Origin of the sequence: Microbacterium sp. (assembly GCF_047605725.1) — a bacterium.
GTDB lineage: Bacteria > Actinomycetota > Actinomycetes > Actinomycetales > Microbacteriaceae > Microbacterium.
This window is the reverse complement of the sequence record NZ_JASGFE010000073.1, coordinates 1-8,436: the sequence shown is the minus strand read 5'-3', so window position 1 is coordinate 8,436 and position 8,436 is coordinate 1. Positions and strand designations below refer to the sequence as shown.

Genomic DNA, 8,436 nt, shown 5'->3' with positions numbered 1-8,436 from the left:
CTTAGGGTCGCTAGCGCTTATAACCGCTACAATACGCCACCTGTTAACGCCGGGCCGGCCGACGCCGCGGCCGCCTGGCCGTGCGTTGCCGCCGGTGGCCGCCGCGCGAGCCGACGCCACCAGGCTCAGCCGGCGTGCGCCTCCGCGCGCGGCGCGACGGCGCAGGCGCCCTCGAGCGCCTGCGCGAGGTCGGCGATGAGGTCGTCGGCGTGCTCGAGGCCGATCGACAGGCGCAGGATGCCGGCATCCGGCCGCGCGTCCGCCGTCACCGGACGGTGCGTGAGCGCCGCGGGGTGCTGGATCAGCGAGTCCACGCCGCCGAGCGACACGGCGTGCGCGAACAGCGACGTCGCCGAGGCGACGTGCCGCGCCGCCGGGTAGCCGTCGCGGAGCCGGATCGAGACCATGGCGCCCGGCCCGCGCAGCTGGGTGCCCAGGAGCGGGTCGGCGCGCAGCCCCGGGTAGTAGACCTCGGCCACGGCATCCTGAGCCTGCAGCCACGCGGCAACGCGCGCCGCGGTGCCCTGCTGGGCGCGCACGCGCAGCGGCAGCGTCGGCAGGCCCCGGTGCAGCAGGTACGCGGCGAGCGGATGCAGGACCGAGCCCGTGATCGCCCGCACGGGCCGCAGTGCTGCGGCGCGCTCCTCCGAGCACGCGATGACCCCCGCGACGACGTCGCCGTGACCGCCGAGGTATTTCGTCGCGCTGTGCAGCGACATCGCCGCGCCGTGCGCGAGCGGGTTCTGCAGGATGGGAGTGGCGAACGTGTTGTCGACGAGCACGGGCACCTCGCCCGCCTGCGCGACGACATCGCCGATGTCGACGAGCTCGAGCGTCGGGTTCGCCGGCGTCTCGATGACGACGAGCCCCGTCTCGGCGCGCACGTGGGCGTGGACCTCGCCCGGGTCGCAGTAGGTCACCTCGGTGCCGAGCAGGCCGGTCGCGAGCAGGTGGTCCGTGCCGCCGTAGAGGGGTCGCACCGCGACGACGTGCGGTCGGCCGACCGACGTCGTGTGCGAGAGCACCGCTGCGGTCAGCGCGGCCATGCCCGACGCGAAGGCGACGGCGGCTTCCGCTCCCTCAAGCTGCGCGAGTGCCGCCTCGAACCGCGCGACGGTCGGGTTCCACAGCCGGGCGTACACGTTGCCGCCGTCCGGGATCGGCCGACCGCCGCCCGTCATCGCCTCGTAGGAGTCGCCGCCGGTCTCGACGTCGGGCAGCGGATAGGTCGACGACAGGTCGATCGGCGGGGCGTGCACGCCCAGGGTCGCAAGGTCTTGACGACCCGCGTGGACGGCGATCGTGTCATCGTGAAGCGCAGCACTCATGGGCGTATGATTGCGCATCGAACGGAGATAAACGGAACAGCTGGTGGATTGCGCAATCAACGGACGATGTCACACGCGTTCCAGTGAATCTCAGCGATCGAAGGAGGCCCGAGTTGCCCGATCCGCAAATCCCGCAGACGGGCCTCGACGAGCTCGACCTGCGCATCCTGGCCGCTCTCGTGCGCAATCCCGGGCGGTCGAACAAGGCGCTCGCCGAGCACCTGCGCGTCGCGGAGTCGACGTGCGCGTACCGGGTGCGGGCGCTTCGGACCAGGGGAGTGCTCGTGGGAGTGCGCACCGTGCTCGACACCGCGTCGCTCGGTCTTCCGCTGCAGGCGGTCATCCGCGTGCGGCTCGGCCGGCACACGCGCGACGGGGTCGGGCGCCTCTTCGACGCGCTGGTGGCGACCCCCGGCGCGATCGAGGTCTTCCACGTCGCCGGCGAGGACGACTTCCTCGTGCACGTGGCGGTGGAGGATGCCGCGGCGCTGCGCGACATCGTGCTGCAGCACATCACGGTGCACGAGGCGGTGCTCACGACCGAGACGCACCTCGTCTTCGAGCGGCGCGAGGGCGTCGGCCCGCTCGCGCGCGTGCGGTCGCGCTAGCCGCGTTCGACGAGAGTGAAGGCCGACGTGCCGTCGGCGATGGATGCGGCATCCAGCCTCAGAAGCACCGGAGCGCCGGGCGCGACCTCGAGGGCGGGCACCGAGACCACGATGGGCGGATGCCGCAACTGCACCCGCGCGGTCCCGCCGCACGCGCAGCACGGCGCCGGCGAGGATCTCGCCCTCGCGGCCGTGCAGCAGGGCGGCGGCGACGCGGTCGAGCGTCTCCGCGTCGAGCCGGCCCGCCCGCTGGGCCGAGCGGGCCATCAGCCGCGGGAGCTCGGCGAGGCTCTCGCGCGTCCACGCGGGAACCGGCCGACCGTTCGCGAGCGCCTCGCAGATCACGAGCGACCAGCGGTCGACGAGGCGCCGCAGCGGCGCCGTCGCGTGCGCGTAGGGCGCGCCGATCGCAGCCTGGTCGGGGTCGGCGGGCGGCTCGCCGTCGAACGCGACGTAGTCGGCTCCGCGGAACAGGCCGGCCGCCGCCTCCCGGATCGCGCGCGGCACCGGCCCCTGCCCGAGCCGGCGCAGGTAGTCGCCGTACGCGACGCCCTCGTCCCAGGGCTCGCCGAGGGCGACGGTCTGCGCGCGGAACGCGGCGACGTCCTCGGCCGATGCGGGCGGCATCGTGCGGAGGATGCCGATGCCGCCCCGCAGCATGAGGTCGGCGGCCGCCATGCCGGTCAGCAGCGACACGTGCGCGTTCCAGTCCTCGATCGGGAGCCCGGGATCGCGCTCCAGCCGGTACGCGCCGGCGGGCTCGGCGACCACGCGCGTCTCGGGAAGGTTGAGGCTCGCCCCGCCGCGCTCGCTCTCACGCGCGTCGCGCTGGGTGCCGAACCAGCCGAGCGCGGCGAACGCCTCCGGGGCGGTGCCCGCGTCGATCGCGGCCTGCGCGTCGGGGTAGCTCCACTGCGCGCGTGAGCGGATCACGGCGCGGGTCAGCGTCGTCGCGGTGGGCCGGGCGCCATCGTCGAGATCGAAGCGCCACACGAACGCGCGCCGGTCGCGGTCGGGCAGGAGCGACGCGGCGCCTTCGCTGAGCACCTCCGGGTGCAGCGCGATGCGGCGGTCCGCCGCGTAGAGCGTCTGCCCGCGCTCGCGCGCCTCGGCGTCGATCGCGCCGCCCGGCTCGATGAATGCGGGGACGTCTGCGATCGCGTAGTGGAGCACGGCGCCGCCGGCGGTGCGCTCCAGGTGCAGCGCCTGGTCGAGATCCTGGCAGCCCGGCGGGTCGATCGTCACGAACGGGATGCCGCGCAGGTCGGCCAGCCCCGCGGCGGCGGGGTCGACCGGCACGGAGCGGGCCGCGGCATCCGCTTCGGCGCGCACTGCGGGAGGGAACTCGCCGGGCAGGTCCAGCTCGTCGTGGAGCGCGGCGAGTGCGGCGGCCAGCTCGTCGCGCGCCGCGGTGGGGACGAGCCGGGAGCGCAGGACGGGCACGACGCCAGTGTAGGCCGCGGCACACCCTGCCCCCCGGCTCCGACGGTTCACGGGAGCGTTACACGGGCGAAACAGCCTGCGCACGGTGAAGCAATAGCTTCACCTCAGAGACATCCCCAGACCAAGGCCGGTCATGATCCGCATGACCGGCCTTCGTCGTCCCCCTCGCGGAAGGTCCACGCATGGCGCACGAGACACCACCCCCCTCGACCCCCCAAGACATCGTCGAGGCGGCCGGCATGCCGGTCGGCTCCGGAAACATGAAGCCGGGCTACGACCCGCGGCTGGCCAACGAGGACCTCGCTCCTCTCACGCGCCAGAAGTGGTCGTGGTACAACATCTTCGCCTTCTGGATGTCGGATGTGCACTCGGTCGGCGGGTACGTCACCGCCGGCTCGCTGTTCGCGCTCGGCATCGCGAGTTGGCAGGTGCTCGTGTCGTTGCTGGTGGGCATCGTGATCGTGCAGGTGTTCACGAACCTCGTGGCCAAGCCCAGCCAGAAGACCGGCGTCCCCTACCCGGTCGTCAACCGTGCGATCTTCGGGATCAAGGGGGCGAACATCCCCGCGATCATCCGTGGGCTCATCGCGATCGCCTGGTACGGCGTGCAGACCTTCCTCGCGGCGCAGTCGCTCAACATCATCTTCCTGAAGTTCGTGCCCGGCAGCGCCGGTCTGCTCGAGCCCGAGTTCCTCGGCCTGTCGGCGCTCGGATGGATCTCCTACGGCATCCTGTGGGTCGCCCAGGTGGCACTGTTCTGGAACGGCATGGAGGTCATCCGCCGCTTCATCGACTGGGCCGGCCCCGCGGTGTACGTGGTCATGATCGTCCTGGCGATCTATCTCGTCTCGCAGGCAGGCTGGGAGAACATCAGCCTGTCGCTGTCCGAGGGCGAGCCGCTGGATTTCTGGGCTTCGATCCCGGTCATGTTCACCGCGATCGCGATCGTGGTGTCGTACTTCTCCGGTCCGATGCTCAACTTCGGCGATTTCGCCCGCTACGGCCGCTCGTTCAAGGCCGTCAAGCGCGGCAACCTCTGGGGTCTGCCGGTCAACTTCCTGTTCTTCTCGCTGCTGACCGTCATCACGGCCTCGGCCACCGTGCCGGTGTTCGGAGAGTTGATCACCGACCCGATCCACACGGTGGAGCGCATCGACACCCCGTTCGCGATCCTTCTCGGCGGGCTCACGTTCGTCACCGCGACGGTCGGTATCAACATCGTCGCGAACTTCATCTCGCCCGCGTTCGACTTCTCCAACGTGGCGCCGCATCGCATCTCGTGGCGCATGGGCGGCATGATCGCGGCGATCGGCTCGGTGTTCCTGCTGCCGTGGAACTGGTACTCCAACGCCACCGCGATCCACTACACGCTGGGGGTCCTCGGCGCCATGATCGGCCCGCTGTTCGGCATCCTCATCGCCGGCTACTACGTGGCCGCGCATCAGCGCATCAAGACCGACGACATGTTCACGATGTCGGACAAGGGTGTCTACTGGTACACGAACGGCTACAACCCGAACGCCGTCAAGGCACTGCTGGGCGCCGGCATCCCCACTGTGGTCCTCGGCGTGTTCCCGAAGCTGTTCGCCGACCTCGGTCTGTTCGACATCTCGTGGATCGGCAACTACACCTGGTTCATCGGCTGCGGGCTCGGCTACCTGCTGTTCGTGCTGCTGGAGCGTCGCGACCCGCGCGTGCCGCGGCTGGACGGTGAGACGGCCGGGATCTCCGACGGCACGGTCGACGGCGCCGCCTCGACGCCCGACTCCGAGCCGCCGGCGATCTCGGGCGAGATCCCCGTGCAGCAGACCGCCTCGCGATGAGGATCACCCTCATCAACCCGAACACCTCCCGGGCGATGACCGCGAAGATCGCGGACGCCGCCCGGGAGGTGGCGGGCCCCGACGTCGAGATCGTCGTGGTGTGCCCCGCCGAGGGCGCCGCGGCGATCGAGAGCCATGTCGACGAGGTGGCCGCCGCGCGCGCGGTGATCGAGCTGATCGAGGCGGATGTGGATGCCGGCGGCAGCGACGGCTACGTCGTCGCATGCTTCGGGGATCCGGGACTGGATGCCGCGCGCGAGCTCGTCGACGTGCCGGTCGTGGGCATCGCGGAGGCGGCGATGCACGTGGCCGCGCTCTCCGGCCGCTCGTTCGCCGTGGTGACGACGCTCTCCCGCACGCTCGGCCGCGCCGGCGACCTGCTGGCCAGGTACGGGATGGAACGGGCGTGCGTGGCGCTGGAGGCCACCGGCATCCCGGTCCTCGACCTGGAGGACACCGCCTCGCTCGCCGTCGACACGATCGTCGAGGTGGCCGCACAGGCGGTCGCCTCGGCACGGGCCGACGTGATCGTCCTCGGCTGCGCGGGAATGGCCGACCTGTGCGCGACGGTGTCGCGGCGCGTCGGCGTCCCGGTGGTCGACGGCGTCGCCGCCGCGGTCGGGCTCGTCGCCGCGATGAGCCGCATGGGCGTGGGCACGAGCACGCGGGACGAGTACGCGGCGCCGCCGCGCAGGCCCGCCCCCGGAGTCGCGGCTCGATCCATGCCGGTCGCCCTGACGCCCGGCGACCGGCATCCGTAGACTTGACCCTCGTGGTCACCCGTCTCTCGCATTTCTTCCTTCGCACGCTCCGTGAGGACCCCGCCGACGCCGAGGTCACGAGCCACCGGCTGCTCGTGCGCGCCGGCTACATCCGCCGCACCGCGCCGGGCATCTTCGCCTGGCTGCCGCTGGGCCTGCGGGTGAAGGGGAAGATCGAGCAGATCGTCCGCGAGGAGATGGCGGCCGCGGGCGCCTACGAGGTGCACTTCCCGGCGCTGGTCCCGGCTGAGCCCTACCGTGAGTCCGGCCGGTGGGACGCCTACGGCGACGGCATCTTCCGCCTCAAGGACCGCAAGGACGCCGACTACCTCCTCGCCCCCACGCACGAGGAGCTGTTCACGCTGCTCGTGAAGGACCTGTACTCGTCCTACAAGGACCTGCCGCTGGCGATCTACCAGATCCAGGACAAGTATCGCGACGAGGCGCGCCCGCGCGCGGGCCTGCTGCGCGGCCGCGAGTTCACGATGAAGGACGCGTACACGTTCGATTACACCGACGAGGGGCTGGATGCCTCGTACCAGGCGCAGCGCGACGCCTATGAGCGCATCTTCCGGCGCCTCGGCCTGGAGTACGTCATCGTCAACGCCGACAACGGGCTCATGGGTGGTGCGCGCAGCGAGGAGTTCCTGCATCCGACCCCGGTCGGGGAGGACACGTTCGTGCGCTCTGCGGGCGGGTACGCGGCGAACGTCGAGGCGTTCACCACCGTCGTGCCCGACGCCATCCCGTTCGACGGGCTCGGCGCCCCGGTGATCTTCGACTCGCCGGGCACCCCGACGATCGCGACGCTCGTCGCGCACAGCAACGCCGTGCTCGACCCGCCGGTGCCGGGAGTCGCGGGGCCCGCGACCGCCGACGCGCACGAGTGGACGGCCGCGCACACGCTCAAGAACGTCGTGCTCGCCCTCACCCACCTCGATGGCAGGCGCGAGGTCGTCGTGGTCGGCGTTCCGGGCGACCGCGACGTCGACGACAAGCGCCTCGAGGTCGCCTTTGCGCCGGCGAGTGCGGAGCCGGCGACCGACGAGGACTTCGAGCGGCATCCGCTCCTCGTGCGCGGCTACATCGGTCCGTGGTCCGAGACCGGCCCGGTGCTGGGGGAGGAGTCGGCCACCGGCATCCGGTACCTGCTCGACCCGCGCGTGGTCGACGGGACGAGCTGGATCACCGGCGCCAACATCGACGAGAAGCACGTGCACTCCCTGGTCGCCGGCCGCGACTTCGTCGGCGACGGCTTCGTCGAGGTCGCGACCGTGCGCGCCGGCGATCCCGCCCCGGACGGCTCCGGGCCGGTCGAGCTCGCGCGGGGCATGGAGATCGGCCACGTCTTCCAGCTCGGCCGCTTCTTCGCAGAGACCCTGGGCCTGAAGGTGCTGGACGAGAACGGCAAGCTCGTCACGGTCACGATGGGCTCGTACGGCATCGGTGTGACGCGCATCCTCGCGATCATCGCCGAACTGTCCAACGACGACCGCGGTCTCATCTGGCCCGAGTCGGTCGCGCCGTTCGACGTGCACGTGGTGGCGACGGGCAAGGACACCGTCGCGTTCGATCTCGCGTCCTCGCTGTCGGCCTCGCTGGGGGATGCCGGTCTCGACGTGCTCTACGATGACCGGCCCAAGGTGTCGCCGGGGGTGAAGTTCGGCGACGCCGAGCTGATCGGCGTGCCGCGCATCGTCATCGTCGGACGCGGCGCCGCCGATGGTCAGGTCGAGCTGTGGGACCGCCGCACCGGCGATCGAGAGGTCGTTCCGGTGGCGGATGCCGTGGCGCGGCTCGCCGCACGCTGACGACCTGGTCTGGTCAGGTTGACCAGACCGTGGGACACCGGGTGGATGAGCGTGATCGTGAACGTGCAGGAGGCCAAGACCCGTCTGTCGGAACCGCTGCACCGCGCCGAGGCCGGTGAGGAGATCGTCATCGCGCGCGGGTACGGTGATCGCACGCATCCAGCCGATTGCCGCGCGCGCGCTCTTTCGATGAACCGTTGCTGAGTGGGCTCCCGCCCATCGATGCCACGGAGCTTCTCGTGCCGATGAGCGAAGCGGAACTGCGGGACTGGGAGGACGGCAACCCCGATGATCCGCTCGTCGGTGTGCCTGCGGCATGAGCGGGCGGAATGGGCTGGACGCACCGCGATCCGTTCGATCGCATGCTTGTGGCCCAGTCGCAACTGAACGGTCTGCGTCTGGTCACGAAGGATGCCGCGATCCTCGGTTTCGCCGAGGCCGATTGTCTCAGCTGGGTGTGATCGGGTGTTCAGAAGGGCGGGGCGGCAGGGATGGCGCTCGCTTGTGTGCGGATGCGGTGGAGGAGTTCGGCTGCTTCTCTTTCGCCGGGTCGGGGTTGTCGGGTGGTGTATCCGGTGGGTGAGACGAGTTGCACGGTGCTGTCGGTGCGGCGCTGGTAGCGGAAGCGGGTCTTCTCCTTGTTCTGGTTGTCGGGGGCGCAG

At 71.1% G+C, this 8,436-nt stretch carries 9 protein-coding genes and 1 pseudogene; 6 read left to right on the top strand and 4 right to left on the bottom strand.

Annotated elements, in window-relative coordinates:
• Window positions 1-125 precede the first annotated feature (125 nt).
• Window positions 126-1,328: a trans-sulfuration enzyme family protein gene (locus tag QM641_RS12270; RefSeq protein ID WP_415116883.1), complete on the bottom strand. Its 1,203-nt coding sequence runs from the start codon at window positions 1,326-1,328 to the stop codon at window positions 126-128.
• Window positions 1,329-1,411: 83 nt separating this feature from the next.
• Between QM641_RS12270 and QM641_RS12265 the strand changes: the two genes are divergently transcribed.
• Entirely contained in the window at window positions 1,412-1,936 is a 525-nt protein-coding gene (locus QM641_RS12265; RefSeq protein WP_415116887.1) for an Lrp/AsnC family transcriptional regulator, read from the top strand.
• Here the strand turns inward: QM641_RS12265 and QM641_RS12260 are convergent.
• Entirely contained in the window at window positions 1,933-2,037 is a 105-nt protein-coding gene (locus tag QM641_RS12260) for a hypothetical protein (protein ID WP_415116885.1), read from the bottom strand. The two genes, QM641_RS12265 and QM641_RS12260, sit on opposite strands and share 4 nt — an antisense overlap.
• A gap of 316 nt (window positions 2,038-2,353) precedes the next feature.
• A pseudogene (locus QM641_RS12255) lies at window positions 2,354-3,181 on the bottom strand (RNB domain-containing ribonuclease); the annotation flags it as partial.
• 380 nt (window positions 3,182-3,561) lie between these two features.
• On the opposite strand from QM641_RS12255, the gene QM641_RS12250 reads away from it, so the two are divergent.
• The 5 genes from QM641_RS12250 to QM641_RS12230 all read left to right on the top strand — a co-directional run bounded on the left by QM641_RS12250 (window position 3,562) and on the right by QM641_RS12230 (window position 8,235).
• Window positions 3,562-5,202, top strand: a complete 1,641-nt coding sequence (locus QM641_RS12250) for an NCS1 family nucleobase:cation symporter-1 (protein WP_415116881.1) — start codon at window positions 3,562-3,564, stop codon at window positions 5,200-5,202.
• The gene (locus QM641_RS12245) at window positions 5,199-5,963 is read left to right on the top strand and encodes an aspartate/glutamate racemase family protein (protein ID WP_415116879.1); all 765 of its coding nucleotides are present in this window, start codon (window positions 5,199-5,201) and stop codon (window positions 5,961-5,963) included. The genes QM641_RS12250 and QM641_RS12245 overlap by 4 nt, the downstream gene beginning before the upstream one ends.
• Window positions 5,964-5,974: 11 nt before the next feature.
• Window positions 5,975-7,774 carry a proline--tRNA ligase gene (locus QM641_RS12240; RefSeq protein WP_415116877.1) on the top strand — a complete coding sequence of 600 codons (1,800 nt, stop codon included), beginning with the start codon at window positions 5,975-5,977 and terminating at the stop codon, window positions 7,772-7,774.
• A gap of 45 nt (window positions 7,775-7,819) precedes the next feature.
• A complete protein-coding gene (locus tag QM641_RS12235) occupies window positions 7,820-7,978 on the top strand; it encodes a type II toxin-antitoxin system Phd/YefM family antitoxin (RefSeq protein ID WP_415116875.1) in 159 nt (52 codons plus the stop codon).
• Window positions 7,979-8,103: 125 nt separating this feature from the next.
• Entirely contained in the window at window positions 8,104-8,235 is a 132-nt protein-coding gene (locus QM641_RS12230) for a hypothetical protein (protein WP_415116873.1), read from the top strand.
• Window positions 8,236-8,243: 8 nt separating this feature from the next.
• Here the strand turns inward: QM641_RS12230 and QM641_RS12225 are convergent.
• On the bottom strand, window positions 8,244-8,436 hold a 193-nt coding region (locus QM641_RS12225; RefSeq protein WP_415116871.1), incomplete at its 5' end, for a hypothetical protein.